Source organism: Flavobacterium sp. GNP001, from assembly GCF_054343775.1.
In genome coordinates this window covers 1706591-1721861 of record NZ_JBTGUX010000001.1, presented here as the reverse complement: position 1 = coordinate 1721861, position 15271 = coordinate 1706591, and the positions used below count along the sequence as shown (strand labels likewise).

19 protein-coding genes are annotated in these 15271 nt (G+C 34.6%); 9 read left to right on the top strand and 10 right to left on the bottom strand.

From position 1 onward, the window contains the following. Window positions 1–80 precede the first annotated feature (80 nt). Window positions 81–356: an ATP-dependent Clp protease adaptor ClpS gene (locus tag ACXX8U_RS07350; RefSeq protein WP_166133756.1), complete on the bottom strand. Its 276-nt coding sequence runs from the start codon at window positions 354–356 to the stop codon at window positions 81–83. A gap of 48 nt (window positions 357–404) precedes the next feature. Next, complete coding sequence (gene prmA, locus ACXX8U_RS07345; RefSeq protein WP_458565285.1) at window positions 405–1238, bottom strand: 50S ribosomal protein L11 methyltransferase; 834 nt, start codon at window positions 1236–1238, stop codon at window positions 405–407. Window positions 1239–1332: 94 nt separating this feature from the next. Here prmA and ACXX8U_RS07340 point away from each other — a divergent pair, with 94 nt between their 5' ends. Then, the gene (locus tag ACXX8U_RS07340; RefSeq protein ID WP_458565284.1) at window positions 1333–2556 is read left to right on the top strand and encodes a porin; all 1224 of its coding nucleotides are present in this window, start codon (window positions 1333–1335) and stop codon (window positions 2554–2556) included. Window positions 2557–2614: 58 nt separating this feature from the next. Here ACXX8U_RS07340 and tpiA read toward each other — a convergent pair whose 3' ends face one another. The 4 genes from tpiA to ACXX8U_RS07320 all read right to left on the bottom strand — a co-directional run bounded on the left by tpiA (window position 2615) and on the right by ACXX8U_RS07320 (window position 5797). Continuing rightward, window positions 2615–3367 (bottom strand): triose-phosphate isomerase, encoded by a 753-nt coding sequence (gene tpiA / locus ACXX8U_RS07335; protein WP_458565283.1) that lies wholly within the window; start codon window positions 3365–3367, stop codon window positions 2615–2617. Window positions 3368–3419: 52 nt separating this feature from the next. Continuing rightward, window positions 3420–3917 (bottom strand): TlpA family protein disulfide reductase, encoded by a 498-nt coding sequence (locus tag ACXX8U_RS07330; protein ID WP_458565282.1) that lies wholly within the window; start codon window positions 3915–3917, stop codon window positions 3420–3422. 221 nt (window positions 3918–4138) lie between these two features. Further along, entirely contained in the window at window positions 4139–5239 is a 1101-nt protein-coding gene (locus tag ACXX8U_RS07325; protein ID WP_458565281.1) for a BT_3928 family protein, read from the bottom strand. A gap of 9 nt (window positions 5240–5248) precedes the next feature. Beyond that, window positions 5249–5797, bottom strand: coding sequence for a DUF1599 domain-containing protein (locus tag ACXX8U_RS07320; protein WP_458565280.1), 549 nt, complete (start codon window positions 5795–5797; stop codon window positions 5249–5251). Between the two features lie 151 nt (window positions 5798–5948). On the opposite strand from ACXX8U_RS07320, the gene folP reads away from it, so the two are divergent. Then, the gene (gene folP, locus ACXX8U_RS07315; protein ID WP_458565279.1) at window positions 5949–6770 is read left to right on the top strand and encodes a dihydropteroate synthase; all 822 of its coding nucleotides are present in this window, start codon (window positions 5949–5951) and stop codon (window positions 6768–6770) included. Between the two features lie 13 nt (window positions 6771–6783). Here folP and rlmH read toward each other — a convergent pair whose 3' ends face one another. The 3 genes from rlmH to ACXX8U_RS07300 are packed head-to-tail and all read right to left on the bottom strand — an operon-like array spanning window position 6784 to window position 8251. Then, window positions 6784–7257, bottom strand: coding sequence for a 23S rRNA (pseudouridine(1915)-N(3))-methyltransferase RlmH (gene rlmH, locus ACXX8U_RS07310; RefSeq protein ID WP_458565278.1), 474 nt, complete (start codon window positions 7255–7257; stop codon window positions 6784–6786). A gap of 58 nt (window positions 7258–7315) precedes the next feature. Beyond that, window positions 7316–7825 (bottom strand): CIA30 family protein, encoded by a 510-nt coding sequence (locus ACXX8U_RS07305; RefSeq protein WP_458565277.1) that lies wholly within the window; start codon window positions 7823–7825, stop codon window positions 7316–7318. A 3-nt stretch (window positions 7826–7828) separates the two neighbouring features. Beyond that, complete coding sequence (locus tag ACXX8U_RS07300; protein WP_458565276.1) at window positions 7829–8251, bottom strand: hypothetical protein; 423 nt, start codon at window positions 8249–8251, stop codon at window positions 7829–7831. Between the two features lie 194 nt (window positions 8252–8445). On the opposite strand from ACXX8U_RS07300, the gene nadC reads away from it, so the two are divergent. The 4 genes from nadC to priA all read left to right on the top strand — a co-directional run bounded on the left by nadC (window position 8446) and on the right by priA (window position 13202). Next, window positions 8446–9303, top strand: a complete 858-nt coding sequence (gene nadC, locus ACXX8U_RS07295) for a carboxylating nicotinate-nucleotide diphosphorylase (protein ID WP_458565275.1) — start codon at window positions 8446–8448, stop codon at window positions 9301–9303. Next, on the top strand, window positions 9300–10208 hold the full coding sequence (locus ACXX8U_RS07290; protein ID WP_166133780.1) for a YihY/virulence factor BrkB family protein: 909 nt from the start codon (window positions 9300–9302) through the stop codon (window positions 10206–10208). The genes nadC and ACXX8U_RS07290 overlap by 4 nt, the downstream gene beginning before the upstream one ends. A 48-nt stretch (window positions 10209–10256) precedes the next feature. Then, window positions 10257–10685, top strand: coding sequence for a DUF2147 domain-containing protein (locus ACXX8U_RS07285; protein WP_458565274.1), 429 nt, complete (start codon window positions 10257–10259; stop codon window positions 10683–10685). A 69-nt stretch (window positions 10686–10754) separates the two neighbouring features. Further along, complete coding sequence (priA, locus tag ACXX8U_RS07280; protein ID WP_458565273.1) at window positions 10755–13202, top strand: replication restart helicase PriA; 2448 nt, start codon at window positions 10755–10757, stop codon at window positions 13200–13202. On the opposite strand, the gene ACXX8U_RS07275 is transcribed toward priA, so the two are convergent. Beyond that, complete coding sequence (locus ACXX8U_RS07275; RefSeq protein WP_210789907.1) at window positions 13199–13894, bottom strand: LytR/AlgR family response regulator transcription factor; 696 nt, start codon at window positions 13892–13894, stop codon at window positions 13199–13201. The genes priA and ACXX8U_RS07275 overlap by 4 nt on opposite strands. Before the next feature lie 167 nt (window positions 13895–14061). Here ACXX8U_RS07275 and rpsF point away from each other — a divergent pair, with 167 nt between their 5' ends. The 3 genes from rpsF to rplI all read left to right on the top strand — a co-directional run bounded on the left by rpsF (window position 14062) and on the right by rplI (window position 15208). Further along, window positions 14062–14403, top strand: a complete 342-nt coding sequence (gene rpsF / locus ACXX8U_RS07270; protein WP_166133788.1) for a 30S ribosomal protein S6 — start codon at window positions 14062–14064, stop codon at window positions 14401–14403. A gap of 5 nt (window positions 14404–14408) precedes the next feature. Continuing rightward, the gene (gene rpsR, locus ACXX8U_RS07265) at window positions 14409–14705 is read left to right on the top strand and encodes a 30S ribosomal protein S18 (RefSeq protein WP_026715037.1); all 297 of its coding nucleotides are present in this window, start codon (window positions 14409–14411) and stop codon (window positions 14703–14705) included. 62 nt (window positions 14706–14767) lie between these two features. Then, the gene (gene rplI / locus ACXX8U_RS07260) at window positions 14768–15208 is read left to right on the top strand and encodes a 50S ribosomal protein L9 (protein ID WP_210789905.1); all 441 of its coding nucleotides are present in this window, start codon (window positions 14768–14770) and stop codon (window positions 15206–15208) included. Window positions 15209–15271 lie beyond the last annotated feature (63 nt).

Genomic DNA, 15271 nt, shown 5'->3' with positions numbered 1-15271 from the left:
AAGTAAACTTAAAAGCAATAAAAAAACCTATTCGAGATTAAAGCAAGAATAGGTTTTTTTATTGTTTTTAAGCGAATTAATTACACTATTTCAGCGCTAATTCCTGCCTCTAGCAATTGTGTACATTGTGGTTTTAGCTTTTCAATAGGTCCCGTTTTTACGGTACATTTGCCGTTATAGTGTACAATTAAGGAACATTGCTCTGCTTGCTCTGGAGTATGATCGCATACTCGAATGAGAGTTTCAATAACGTGATCAAAAGTGTTGACATCGTCGTTATACACGATAATTTCATTTTCAAGCTGCACAGCCTCTTTTAAACTGACTCTTTCTCTAACTTTTTCTTTAGTACTCATTTTATTTGCTTTTTGTACTGTGATTATTACTTTTTACAAATACTAGTTCTAATTTACGTATTTTAATGATACCCAGTTGTTTCTTTCAAATTTTTTAACATAGGTCAACCCTTTTTCAGTGCATGACGCATCGATAAACGGGATATCTTCTTGGTAAAAACCACTCAATAACAAAGTCCCGCCCGGATTTAAACAATCTACATAGCTTTGCATATCATTTAACAAAATGTTGCGATTGATATTTGCAATAATCAAGTCGTAATTTTTTCCTGCAAGTAAAGCAGCTTCGCCTTCATAAACGGTAATGTGCTTGCAATTGTTGCGTGCTGCATTTTCAATCGAGTTCAAATAACACCAATTGTCAATATCAATAGCATCAATAGGTTGTGCGCCTTTCATTTCGGCTAAAATAGCCAAGATGGCCGTTCCGCAGCCCATGTCTAGTGTTTTAAGATCAGTAACATCCATCTCAAGTAAATGCTGAATCATCATGTGTGTAGTTTCATGGTGACCAGTTCCAAAACTCATTTTGGGTTCGATAACAATATCAAACTCGGCATCAGTTTTTGGGTGAAAAGGAGCTCTCACATGGCAATTACCGTCTACGTCAATTGCTTCAAAGTTTTTTTCCCATTCCTCATTCCAATTAACTTGCTCGATTTCTTCAAAGGTGTAATCAATTTCAAATTCTTCTGAACTTAAAATTTGTACTCCTTCTAAAATCATTTCGTCCCAAAGGTCTTTTTGTACAAAAGCTGAGATGCCGTTTTCTGTTTCGGTAAAACTTTCAAAAGCTTTTTCTCCTAATTCAGCAATTAAAATTTCTGAACCTAATTCTTTTGGACTTATCGTAAAATGGTAGCCTATATAAATGTTTGACATGCTTATTTTTTTTGCAAAGGTAACAATAGCGTAGCAAATGCATTTGATATTTAAATAATATTTTACATTTGTAAGACAAACACACAACAAAATAATGAAAAAAATTGCCTTAATCATTGCGCTTGCTTTTTGCTTGTCTAGTTCGGCTCAAGTGTCTATTAAACGAAGCAATCAAGACAATGATTTAAAACTTTCTGCTTTACCCTATTATAGTTTTGGAAAAGGAATTGGGATCACTTCGCCAGATAGTTTGTACCAATTGAATATTAGGTTCCGAATGCAAAACAGAGTTACCTACTTAGATAATGAAGGAGTGGCTTCTTCCTATGATGGTCAAATTCGTCGATTGAGATTGCGTTTGGATGGTTATGTGGGCTCACCAAAATTTTTATATGCGGTGCAATTGTCATTTGCCCCGGGCGACGTAGGCGAATTTAGAGAAGGCGAGAATATAAACATTATTCGAGATGCTGTGTTGTTTTACAGACCCAACAAACATTGGAATTTAAGTTTTGGTCAAACGAAATTACCCGGAAACAGACAACGTGTAAATTCGTCAGGAGGATTACAGTTAACCGATCGCTCCATCAATAATGCTAAGTTTACTATTGACCGTGATTTTGGTTTTCAAGTTCACAATTTGAATGAATTTAAGGATGCATTCTCGTATAATTTTAAAACAGCTATTTCAACGGGAGAAGGCCGAAATATTACCGACAACGCTGATGCAGGTTTAGCTGTAACTGGTAAAGTAGAATTGTTTCCGTTTGGCGCTTTTGCAAAAGACGGTACTTATTTTGAGGGAGATATTGTGCGAGAGCCAAAGCCTAAATTAATGCTTTCAGGAGCTTTTCAACAAAATAATCAAGCCAAGAGAACGCAAGGACAATTAGGAAATGATTTATTTCAAGCTCGAACTATGCAATCCGTTTTATTGGATGCCATGCTGAAATACAACGGTTGGGCTTTTATGAGTAGTTATATGTCTAGAACTACGAGTAAGAACGCTGTTACTTTTAGCCCTACTGATGCAAGCCTTTTTAATTTTGCTTATGTTGGTCATGGATTTGACCATCAAGTCAGCTATAATTTTGTATCAAATTATGAAGTAATTGGTCGTTTTTCAACTCAGAAGGTGGGAACAGATATTCAAACATTGGCTCCAAATACCAAACAATATAGTTTAGGACTCACCAAGTACATCTGGGAACATGCCTTTAAGGTACAAGGTGAAATTAGTTTTGATACACTGACTTTTTATTCAGGTGATAGAAAAAATAATTGGTACGCCCGTTTTCAAATTGAAATTGGGATCTAAAACAAAAAAAACCGATGCTGTTAGAGCATCGGTTTTTTTTGTTTTAAATAGGAGTTGTTTAGATTGCAGTAACAATTGCAACAAAATCATCTGCTTTTAAAGCAGCACCACCAATTAATCCGCCATCTACATCTGGCTTAGAGAAAATTTCTTTAGCATTTTCAGGTTTAACGCTTCCACCGTAAAGGATAGAAACGGTATCAGCCACTTTATTTCCGTATGTTTTACGAACAGTTTCTCTGATGAATTCGTGCATTTCTTGTGCTTGCTCTGGCGAAGCGGTTTCGCCTGTACCAATAGCCCAAACTGGTTCGTAAGCCAAAACAACTTGCTCCCAATCTTTTGCTTCAATTTGAAATAAACCATCTTTTAATTGGTTTTCTACCACATTAAAATGATTGGCTGATTGACGGTCCTTTAATTCTTCGCCAAAGCAAAAAATAACAGTCATATCATGTTCTAAAGCTGTGTTAACTTTGTTTGCAATGAGTGCATCAGTTTCGTGAAAAATTGCACGTCGTTCAGAGTGACCTAAGATTACGATGTCAACACCAACATTTTTTAACATGTCTGCTGAAATTTCTCCGGTAAATGCACCGCCTTCAGCTTGGTGTACGTTTTGCGCTGCAACCTTGATATTGGTAAACTCTAAATGATCTACTGCCGATGCTAAATTGACAAATGTAGGTGCAACAATTACGTTTGTATCAGTATCAGTTGGAATTTTAGCGATTAATTCATTCAATAAATCTTCTGTTTGCTCCGCATTTTTATGCATTTTCCAGTTTCCAGCAACAATTTTTTTTCTCATTATAATTCTCTTGTAAGTTTATTAGTTTTTTCTTTTGTGTCAAAGTAGTAGTTTACTTTAAACTTTTTAGTGTTTCGTTGATTTTATCAAAGTCGGTTTCAATGGCTCTGTAAAGAACGATTTTGCCCGTTTTGTCTACGATGATGTAACGCGGTATCCAATCAATGTCCATTGCTTTTCCAAAAACACCTTTCATTTGGTCATTGGCCATATAATGATCTCCAACCAAAGCGTGTTTCTCAATACCAGACTTCCATTTGTCAGCAGTTTTATCCATCGAGATAAAAACGTAATCAACATTGGTATGAGTAGCTTGCATTTCTTTTACTTTCGGCATTGCTTTTACGCAGTCACCACACCAAGAAGCCCAAACTTCAATCACTACGGTTTTACCTTTGTGTTTCTTTAAAATGTTTTTAAATGCTACTTGGCTACCATTTGGCGCCAAAAGTGTTTCATTCAAAGCGGTTTTTGAAAATGCAGTTTTTTGTGCATTGGTATTACAAGAACAGCTCAAGATTACAAGAAATAATGCTATTAATTTTTTCATTTTTATTTTGTTTTTAACAAAGTTACGCAAACAAATGTAATGCCAAATAGAGAAAAAGCATTTTTGAAATTATTATTCGAAAATCACAAAATTATATCGTTATCGTATAGTAATTTTGTAACACTTTTGAGTTTTTGCAATGCAATATTTTGATTTAAAGTCATAAAAAAAAGTCGTAAAACTCATGATAGTATTTACGACTTTATATTTTGGACTTGTTTTTACCACTTGATTTGATCCAAATCTTGATGATGTACTTTTTGTTTTACGGTACCTTTTTCAAGAAGTATAATACTTGGATTTGCTCTTTCAATAGTTTTAACTGTGATTGCATCACAAAAATAAAAATCAAAATTGTAATCGTATTTTTTTTGAGCTTCGGTAATTTCCTCAGGTAATGAGGCTGTCATTCCTACAACTTGATATCCTTTTGCTTTAGCGGTTTTAGTTAAATTTACTAACTTTTTCATCCCATCAGTATCAGCATTTGGTAAATCATAAGCTGCAATCAAAAGTAATTTAGGAGCATTTAAAAATTCATCTTTATAATCCGAACCGTCTTTTTCCATAATAAAATCATGAATAGGCGGCACATAGCCTTCAGTAATTACCTTGTCTTTTCGGTCAACAAATATGGCTCCTTCTGGTATTGCCATTAAATCAGCCTCTTTGAATTCTTTGTCTACACCGTCTACTTTGTAAATAAATACCATTTCAACTACTGATTTTGCAGCTCCATTAGGAACTTTCATTCCTTCTTGAATGCTGTTACCCACTTTGTAAGGTCTAAAATCGATGATAGGTAAGTGGTTTAAAACCCAGTAGCCCAAGAATGCCGAAGCTGCAATGCTTCCTAAAAACAAAGTATTTTGTAAAGCGGCAGGAAATAACGGTTTGATGAGTTTTTGGTTTCGGTACAAAATCAAAATAAAGACTAACAAGACTACATCTTTTGTAAATGATTCCCAAGGTGTTAATTTTAAAGCATCACCAAAACAACCACAATCTTTTACCACATTAAAATAAGCCGAGTAAAAAGTTAAGAATGTGAATAAGACAATTAAAATAAGTAAGCTCCAAACTGTAAACTTTGTTTTGTAACCAATTAAAAGCATCACGCCTAAAACCACTTCAAGGATTACAAGAAATAAAGCAATTGCTAAAGCAAAAGGGACAAAAATAGGTAGGTTAAAAACCGGTTCACTGAAATATTCGGCAAGTTTGTATGAGAATCCTACTGGGTCATTTAATTTGATTAATCCTGAAATAATGAAAAGGATTCCGACAAATATTCTAGAAAATTGAGTAATTGCATTTTTCATGTGAAGAAATTATTTTTGAGAGCCAAAGCCCATTAAAATTAGTGCGAAAACAGCATAATTAAGCATGTCTTGATAATTGGCATCAATACCCTCTGATACCAAGGTTTTTCCTTTATTATCCTCGATTTGTTTCACGCGAAGTAGTTTTTGCAAAATTAAATCGGTTAAGGATGCCACACGCATTTCGCGCCAAGCCTCACCATAATCGTGATTTTTAGCTTCCATGAGTTCTTTGGTTAAAGTAATTTTAGCGTCGTACAAATCGGTTGCTTTGGCCACTTCAAGATCGGGTTGTTCTACAACTCCAAGTTCCAATTGTATTAAAGCCATTACCGCATAATTGATGATACCGATAAATTCGCCCGTTTCATCCTCGTCAATTTTGCGCGTAGCGTTTTCTTGAAGACTTCGAATGCGCTGTGCTTTGATGTAAATTTGATCGGTTAGCGATGGGAGTCGTAAAATGCGCCAAGCACAACCGTAATCTTTCATTTTGTTAACAAAAAGGCTGCGACATATGGCAATCACGGCATCATATTCTTGTGAAGTATTCTTCATTATTGCTGTATATTTGTATTCAATTTTTTTCAAAAGTAAAGAATTAAGACCGAAGTACAAAGTTCCAAAGTTGTTACACCACTCATATTAAACTTTCATCTTGCTGGTTTGGGACTTGCTGTAAAAGGAATTGAATTAAAACAAGTATAAAATGACAATTAATTGTAAAGGAAATTTAATCGATTTAAGCAGTCCGAAGGTGATGGGGGTTTTAAATATTACACCCAATTCGTTTTTTGATGGCGGAAAGTATAATGATGAAACTGCTATGTTGACTCAGGTAGAAAAAATGCTTCAGGCAGGCGCTACTTTTATTGATGTAGGTGCTTATTCTAGTAAGCCTAACGCCGAATTTGTAACGGAGCAAGAAGAAATTGAGCGCATTGTGCCCGTAATTGAATTGATTTTAAAACATTTTCCTAACGCATTACTATCAATAGATACTTTTAGGAGTGCTGTTGCAAAAGCTACACTTGATAGCGGAGCGGCTCTTATTAATGATATTTCGGCGGGGAGTTTAGATGCTGAAATGTTTGGAGTTGTTGCAGAATACAACGTTCCTTATATCATGATGCACATGCGTGGGAATCCGCAGACGATGCAAACTTTGACAAATTATGATAATGTAGTAAAAGATGTATTGTTTTATTTTTCTGAAAAAATAGCATTGGCTCGCAGTTATGGTATCAATGATCTTATTGTAGATCCTGGCTTTGGCTTTGCCAAAACTTTAAATCAAAATTTTGAAATTTTCCAAAAATTAGACCATTTTCATATTCTTGAGTTGCCGTTGCTTGTTGGTATTTCTCGCAAATCGATGATTTATAAAACTCTAGAAACAACCGCTCAGGAAGCCTTAAATGGAACAACGGTCTTAAATACTGTTGCGCTGACAAAAGGTGCTCACATACTGCGAGTACATGATGTGAAAGAAGCTGTTGAGTGTGTTGCTTTGCTTCAAAACTTGAGATAATTATTCAGTCACTTTATTGATGGTGATAGGGTTCATTTCGTAAAATAGTAAAGCCGCGGTACAATTGTTCAATAAAAAATAACCGAACCATTTGATGCGAAAAAGTCATAAGCGAAAGAGAAATTTTGCCCTGAGATTTGGCGTAAACAGTATCTGAAAATCCGTAAGGGCCGCCAATTACAAATACCAAAGTTTTTATTCCTGAATTCATTTTCTTCTGTAATTCAGATGAGAAACCTACGCTTGAAAAATTTTTACCGTTTTCATCAAGCAAAATCAATTGGTCAGTTGCAGTAATTTTTGAGAGTATCAATTCTCCTTCTTTCTCTTTTTGTTGGCTTTCGCTTAGGTTTTTTACATTTTTGATATCAGGAATGATTTCGAGATCAAATTTGATGTAAAATGACAACCGTTTGGTGTAATCATCAATTAAAGTTTGCAACGCTTTGTTGTCGGTTTTTCCTATTGCGATAAGCTTGATATTCATAAAGTAATGCTTTTGGGCAAAGGTAATCCTAATCTTGAATAAGGAAAAGTGGATTGAATTAAAATTCAAGCCAGATTTTGTCAATGCACAATTCAAAGTGTTCTGCTACTTTGTTACCAATCAAAAAAGTAATTTCTTCGAGATTTCCACCATTATAATTAGGTAAATCTAATTGTCGTCCTCTGTAAAAAGGTGTAAATTCTGCAACTGGAATTTTGATTACTTCCCAGTCTGTACTTGTGGTGATAGTATAAGTAAAGGCGTGTTGTTCTGATCTAAATTGCTTCACTCGAAATTGATACTGTTTGCCATCTCCCTTTAAACATAGAAAAATTATAGCTTTTTGTGATATACCGCTATATTTACAGTCTAACTTTGTAGCGCAAAAACCGCCATTGTTTTCAAGAGATACTTTACCTGTAAACAGCACGAAGTTTTCACGTTCAATTCTCATTTCGCTATTTGAAACGCCTCCCATCACGGTGTCGTTTACGGTACGCCAAGTATTAAAATCTTCTTTTCGGCTTGAATCGAAAAGAATAATGGTTTCCAAAGAGTTTGTTTCCATTTTTTACACTTTTGGTAATGGAGCACCGACTGCAATATCACAGCGGTGATTTTCTTGGCCATGCGGCGGATTCATTCCAGCTTCAGTGACTACAGGTGCTGGAATTGTTTCAGGCTGTGTTGCAGTACTTGGTGTTGCCGAATTTTGTGTTGCTGTAGGAGCTGGCGTCACAGGTGTGCTTAATGAAGCTCCTACGGGTATGTCACATCGGTGTCCTGGCTGGCCATGTGCTGGATTTGAGTCAGCGCTAGTAGTAGCAACGGCTGAACTTGTTGCTGGAGTAGAATTTGGAACTTCACTTTTCATTTGCCGTCCTACTTCTGTAAAAGGAACAACAATTTTATTTGGTGCAGGCTTTGGAGTTTCTTTGTTGCAAGATGTCAATGTAAGGAGCGCAATAGCACTATAATAAAGTAATGATTTCATGATCGTTTTATCTTTAGAATCTCAAAGATACTTGATTATTGCTATTTGCCAAAATAATTAGAGTACGGTTTTGGTTCTCAGAAGTTACTTGTGAAAAAGTCTTTATTTATCAGTTTTTTAATAAAGTTGCTTGTTTCCAAATTTCCTAGTCCGCAAAATATAACCTATTTTAGCAATTCAAAAATTATCACAAAATGATCAGCGAAAAACAGTTCGAAAAAGAATTACAATTAATTATTGAAAATGCAATTCGAGAAGATGTAGGAGCCGGAGATTACAGTTCACTGGCATGCATTCCTATTGAAGCGAAAGGAAAAGCGAAGTTATTGGTAAAAGAAGATGGCATAATAGCTGGTGTGGCTTTTGCCAAAAAAGTATTTGCATACGTTGATGCTGATTTGCAAGTAGAAACTTTCATTGAAGATGGGAATTTTGTAAAAAAAGGAGATGTCGTTTTTCACGTTAGTGGTAGTTCTCAATCCATCTTGAAAGCAGAGCGAGTAGTTTTAAATTCGATGCAAAGAATGTCGGCAATCGCTACAAAAACCAATCAGTATGTACAATTGTTAGAAGGAACTCAAACTAAAATTTTAGATACTCGAAAAACTACACCGGGATTTAGGGCTTGTGAAAAATGGGCTGTAAAAATTGGTGGCGGAGAAAATCATCGATTTGCTTTGTATGATATGGTTATGCTTAAAGATAATCACAATGATTTTGCAGGGGGAATTACGTTGGCAATTGCAAAAACCAAAGCGTATTTAGCAGCAAATAAGCTCGATCTAAAGATTATTGTAGAGGCTAGAAATTTAGCCGAAATAGAGGAAATATTAGAAAGTGAAGGTGTTTTTAGAATTCTAATTGACAACTTTAACTTTGAAGATACCAAAAAAGCAGTTGCGCTTATTGGAGATAAATGTCTGACGGAATCGTCCGGAAATATTAACGAAAGTACGATTAGAGCGTATGCAGAATGTGGCGTAAATTACATTTCTTCAGGAGCATTGACACACTCCGTTTATAACATGGACTTGAGTTTAAAAGCAATATGAATCTCTTATTAGAAGATAAACTTGTTAAAATGCCTGTTATTAGGCATGTAATCTCGGGACTTCAAAAATTGAAGTTACCATGGTTACAAGGTTTGTCTTTATATGATTTGATTGTTCTTTACAGTAAAGGAATTGTTGAAAGTGCCGTTCCGTATCACGCAAGCGCCATTGCTTTTAGTTTTTTTATGGCTTTGTTTCCGTTTGCACTCTTTATTTTGAATCTGATTCCTTTCATTCCAATTGATGGTTTTCAGGAGGATTTTTTACTATTCGTTAAAGATGGTGTTCCGCCCAATACCTATGATGCTATTTATAAAATTATCAGTGATATTTTGAATAATAGTGATTCTGGTTTGTTGTCTTCGGGTTTTATGTTATCGATTTTTTTGATGGCAAATGGTTTGAACGGAATTCTAGGTGGTTTTCAAACTTCAAGACATGTTATTGTAAAAAGGGGTTTTGTTAGGCAGTATTTGGTGGCTTTAGCAATGTCTTTGTTGTTGTCGGTTTTACTTTTGGTTACCGTAGCAACCATCGTAGTTTTTGAAGTTTTGTTGCAAAAAACAGTGTTTAGTGATCAAGTGTTGCTCATTGTTGCAGGTAGATATGCCTTTGTAATTTTGATGATTTTGCTTACCACGTCGGTACTTTTTAAATTCGGAACTAAAAGAGTAGGCAATAGAGCATTTATCTCGATAGGTTCTGTATTCACAACAATTTTAATTTTAATTGATTCCTATCTTTTCGGGATTTGGGTAACCAAGTTTTCTAAGTACAATGAGTTGTATGGCTCCATTGGAACGCTTTTAATTTTGATGTTTTACATCTGGATTAACTGTGTAATTTTGTTGTTGGGATTTGAATTGAATGCAACAGTCTCTAAGTTGCGTGCAAAAAAAGAGTAGTTTAAAAGGGAATAGTTTTAGTAAAAAAATAATAAAAATAAGATTAGAATGAAAAAAGTGATTACCGCAGTAGCAGTTATGATTTCAATGGCTTTTTATGGCCAAAATAATCAAGTAGTTGGTAAATGGAAAACTATTGACGATGAAACAGGTAAGCCTAAATCTACGGTCGAAATTTATGAACGTGGAGGACTTTTGTATGGTAAAATTATTGATATCGTAGAGGCAGATAAACGAAAAAGCATTTGTACCTTATGTACTGGAGAAGATAAAAACAAACCAGTAATGGGTCTTGTTATCATAAAAGGTCTTAAAAAAGACGGCAAAGAATACAATGGAGGGAAAATTGTAGATCCAACAACTGGAAAGCAGTACAAATGTTTTATTGCACTTGAGGGGAATGATAAACTTAATGTACGGGGTTACATTGGAGTATCTCTTTTTGGTCGCACTCAAACTTGGAATAGAGTTAAATAAACGTCTCATTAAGATTTTGAATAAATCAAAAACGTAAAGTAATAAGCTTTCAAAATAAAAAAATAATACATGTATTTTGTTGAAGTAATTTTGCCGCTATCTTTGGCTAAGACCTTTACGTATGCTATTTCTGAAGAAGAATATAAGTTCATTCAAAAAGGGATGCGCTTAGCGGTTCCGTTTGGTAAAAGTAAAATTTATACCGGTTTGGCGATAGCCACGCATCAAAACGCACCTGTTTTGTATGAAGCAAAAGAAATTCATCAAATATTAGATGAAAAACCAGTTGTTACTGAGATTCAAATACAACATTGGCAATGGATTGCATCGTATTATATGTGTGCTATTGGTGATGTGTACCGAGGTGCCATGCCAAGCGCTTTACTATTGGAGAGTGAAACAGTTATTTCGCAGCAAACAAGTGCAATTGTAGATGTTTCACTATTAAGTGACGATGAGTTTTTAGTATACGAGGCTTTACAGCAACAATCTACCTTAAAAGTCAACGATATTATTGCAATATTGAACAAGAAGAACATTTTTCCTGTCATTCAAAAGTTGGTAGATAAAAATATTTTAGTACTTCAGGAAGAGATTCAAGAAAGTTATAAACCCAAATTGATTCGATATGTGCGCTTGCACCCTCAATATGCCGGCGATTTGGGTTTGGGTGTTTTGCTAAACAACTTAAAAAACGCTCAAAAACAACGAGAGATTGTAATGGCTTTTTTTCAACTAAGTGCAAGTGAAAAAAAGTCGGTTACAGTAAAGAAATTAGTAGAAATAACACAGTCATCAACTGCAGTTGTTAAAGCTTTAATAACAAAAGAAATATTCGAAGAGTATTTTTTAGAAATAGATCGCGTAGAATTTGGAGCCAAAAATGCTAACGAACTAAAATTGAGTGAGCAACAAAAGGAAGCGAGCTTGTCTATCAAGGCAGTTTTTGAGTCTAAAGAAGTTTGCTTATTGCATGGTGTAACCTCTAGTGGTAAAACGGAAATCTACATTCAGCTTATTCAAGAGTGTCTAAATTCAGGATTACAAACCTTGTATTTGTTGCCTGAAATTGCGTTGACCACTCAATTAGTCAGCCGATTAAATGCTTATTTTGGTAACAAAGTGGCTGTTTATCATTCCAAATACAATAATAACGAGCGTATTGAAGTATGGAGGCAGGTTTTGTCAAATTCAGAAAAAGCGCAAGTTGTTATTGGTGCCCGTTCTGCTTTGTTTTTACCATTTTCAAATCTAGGTTTGGTGTTAGTAGATGAAGAGCACGAACAAACCTTTAAACAAGTAGATCCTGCACCACGTTATCATGCAAGAGATGCGGCTATTGTATTGGCTCATTCTCATAAAGCTAAGGTGTTACTAGGATCTGCAACGCCAAGTATCGAAACCTATTACAATGCACAATCCGGAAAGTTTGGATTAGTTGAACTTAGTAAACGATACGGTAACGTGCAGCTACCGGTCATTGAATTGGTTGATTTAAAAGATAAATATTTCAGGAAGAAAATGACAGGTCATTTTAGTGATGTTTTAATTGCTGAGATGGGGCAGGCGCTCTCATTAGGAGAACAAGTGATTTTATTTCAGAATAGAAGGGGTTATTCACCTGTGGTAGAATGCATGACTTGTGGGCATGTTCCGCAATGCCAACAATGTGATGTAAGTTTGACTTATCATAAAAATAAAAATCAATTGCGATGTCATTATTGTGGCTATACTATGGCGAAACCAACTAATTGTCATTCGTGTTCTAGTATTGATTTGTTGACTAAAGGATTTGGTACCGAGCAAATAGAACAGGAGTTACTTACTATTTTGCCGAATGCAAGAATAGGACGTATGGATCAAGATACGACAAGAGGTAAATTCGGCTTTGAACGTATAATTGATGCCTTTAAAAATAGAGAAATTGATGTTTTGGTTGGTACGCAAATGTTGGCCAAAGGACTAGATTTTGATAATGTAAGCTTAGTTGGGATTTTAAATGCTGATAATATGCTTTACCATCCTGATTTTCGCGCCTTTGAGCGTAGTTATCAAATGATGACTCAAGTAGCAGGTAGGGCAGGGCGCGCTCAAAAACAAGGAAAAGTAATTATTCAGACCTATAATGTCAATCACAATACGATTCAACAAGTTACCAGAAATGATTATGTTGGTATGTATAAAGAGCAATTGTATGATAGGCAAATTTATAAGTATCCTCCTTACTTTAGAATCATTAAGCTTACTTTAAAGCAGCGTGATTATGATAAGTTGAAGCAAGGCTCTCTGTGGTTGTATCAGGTTTTACAACAAAATTTAGATATGCCTGTTTTGGGTCCAGAAGAACCAGCTATAAGTAGGATACGTAATGAATATTTGCGCACAATTATGATTAAAATGCCTCAAAATGTTGGGGTTGCTACAACAAAAAAAACTATCCAGAAAATCCTGAATAGTTTTGAAGCTGTTGCGCAATATAGAGCAATTAAAGTTTCTGTAAATGTTGATTTTTATTAAGAAAAAGACAAAGCTTTTACTAAATCTTCTTTTTTGTGACGACTCAATGGTATTTTTGTCGAACCTATTTCGGCAAATTTACTATTAAAACGTTCTACCTTATCAATATTGATGATATACGATTTGTGTACACGAACAAACTTATCCTTTGGTAAGTCGCTTTCAAAAGCCTTCATTGTAGACAAAACCAAATTACTATCATCCTCTGTCACTACTTTTACATAATCTCCAAATGCTTCAATCCATTTGATTTTTGATGTAAATATTTTTAGTTTCTTGAGGTTACTTTTGATGAAAATGTGATCACCTTCTTCGTCTTTATTTTCTTTTTTGAGTAAATGAAAATCAATAGCTCTTTTTACAGACGAATTAAAACGATCAATTGCAATTGGTTTTTGTAAATAATCGGTGGCATCATAATCAAAAGCCTTCATTGCGTATTCTGCTTTTGAGGTAATAAAAATGATCTGAGGTTTGACTTTTAAACCATCCAAAAAATCAAATCCACTAATTACTGGCATCTCAATATCGAGAAAAATCAGGTCAACATTGTGAATAGACATACAACTACGCGCTTCAATAGCATTAGAAAAATCACCGATTAAATGTAGGCTTTGGTGATTATTAACTAACTTTGCGATGATCATTCTCTGAATGGAGCTATCATCTACAACTACACAGTTTAGTTTCATAATTTTTCAATTTTTAGATTTGGCTTTGTAAACATAATAATTATTTTTTAATCTGTAACCAGTTGCTATTCCTTTTTTTTGTCATACGTCGAATAAAAATGAAATAATGTTGCTTATTTTAAAAAAATGATTACTTTTGCACCCAAATTAACAATAAATATATTTTTATGAATCATTATGAAACTGTTTTCATTTTAAATCCCGTTTTATCTGAAGTTCAGGTAAAGGAAACAGTAAGCAAATTTGAAGATTTTCTTACTAGTAGAGGTGCTGAAATGGTGTCGAAAGAAGACTGGGGTCTTAAAAAGATGGCTTACGAAATTCAAAACAAAAAAAGTGGTTTTTACCATTTATTTGAATTTAAAGTATCTGGAGAAGTACTACTTGCATTTGAAACTGAATTTAGACGTGACGAAAGAGTTATGCGTTTCTTGACTGTAAGTCTTGATAAACATGCTATTTCATGGGCTGAAAGAAGAAGAACTAAATTAAAATCTACAAAAGCTTAATTATCATGGCAACATTACAACAATCAGCTTCAGGGAAAAAAGACGGAGATATCAGATATTTAACGCCTTTGAACATAGAGACTAACAAAACTAAGAAATACTGTCGTTTCAAAAAATCAGGTATCAAGTATGTTGATTACAAAGATGCTGATTTCTTATTGAAATTTGTAAATGAGCAAGGAAAAATTCTTCCTCGTCGTTTAACAGGTACTTCTTTGAAATACCAAAGAAAAGTGTCTGTAGCTGTTAAGAGAGCACGTCACTTAGCTTTAATGCCGTACGTAGCGGATTTACTTAAATAATAATTAATCAAAGTTGTTGCCTCGCCTAGGCGGGCTAACTTCTACAATACAAGGACAACAACATGGAACTTATTTTAAAACAAGACGTTCAAAATTTAGGATTTAAAGACGATGTAGTAACTGTAAAAAATGGTTATGGTCGTAATTACTTAATCCCACAAGGATTTGCTCAATTAGCTACTTCTTCTGCAAAGAAAGTATTGGCTGAAAACCTAAAACAAAGAGCGCACAAAGAAGCTAAAGTGGTTGCAGATGCAAAAGCACTTGGTGAAGCTTTAAAAGCAATTGAAATTAAAATTTCTGCAAAAGCAGGTGGAGAAAAATTATTCGGTTCAATCACTAACAGTGATATCGCTGAGGCATTAGCTAAAGGTGGTCAATCGGTTGATAGAAAATTCATCACTAGCGGAATTGTGAAACGTACCGGTAAATATACTGCTAGTGTACGTTTACACAGAGATGTTATAGTTGAATTAGACTATGAAATTGTTGCAGAAAAATAATATTTTGTTAGCATTTTGTTAATAAATTACTAAAATCACTCTTCGGAGTGATTTTTTTTTGCT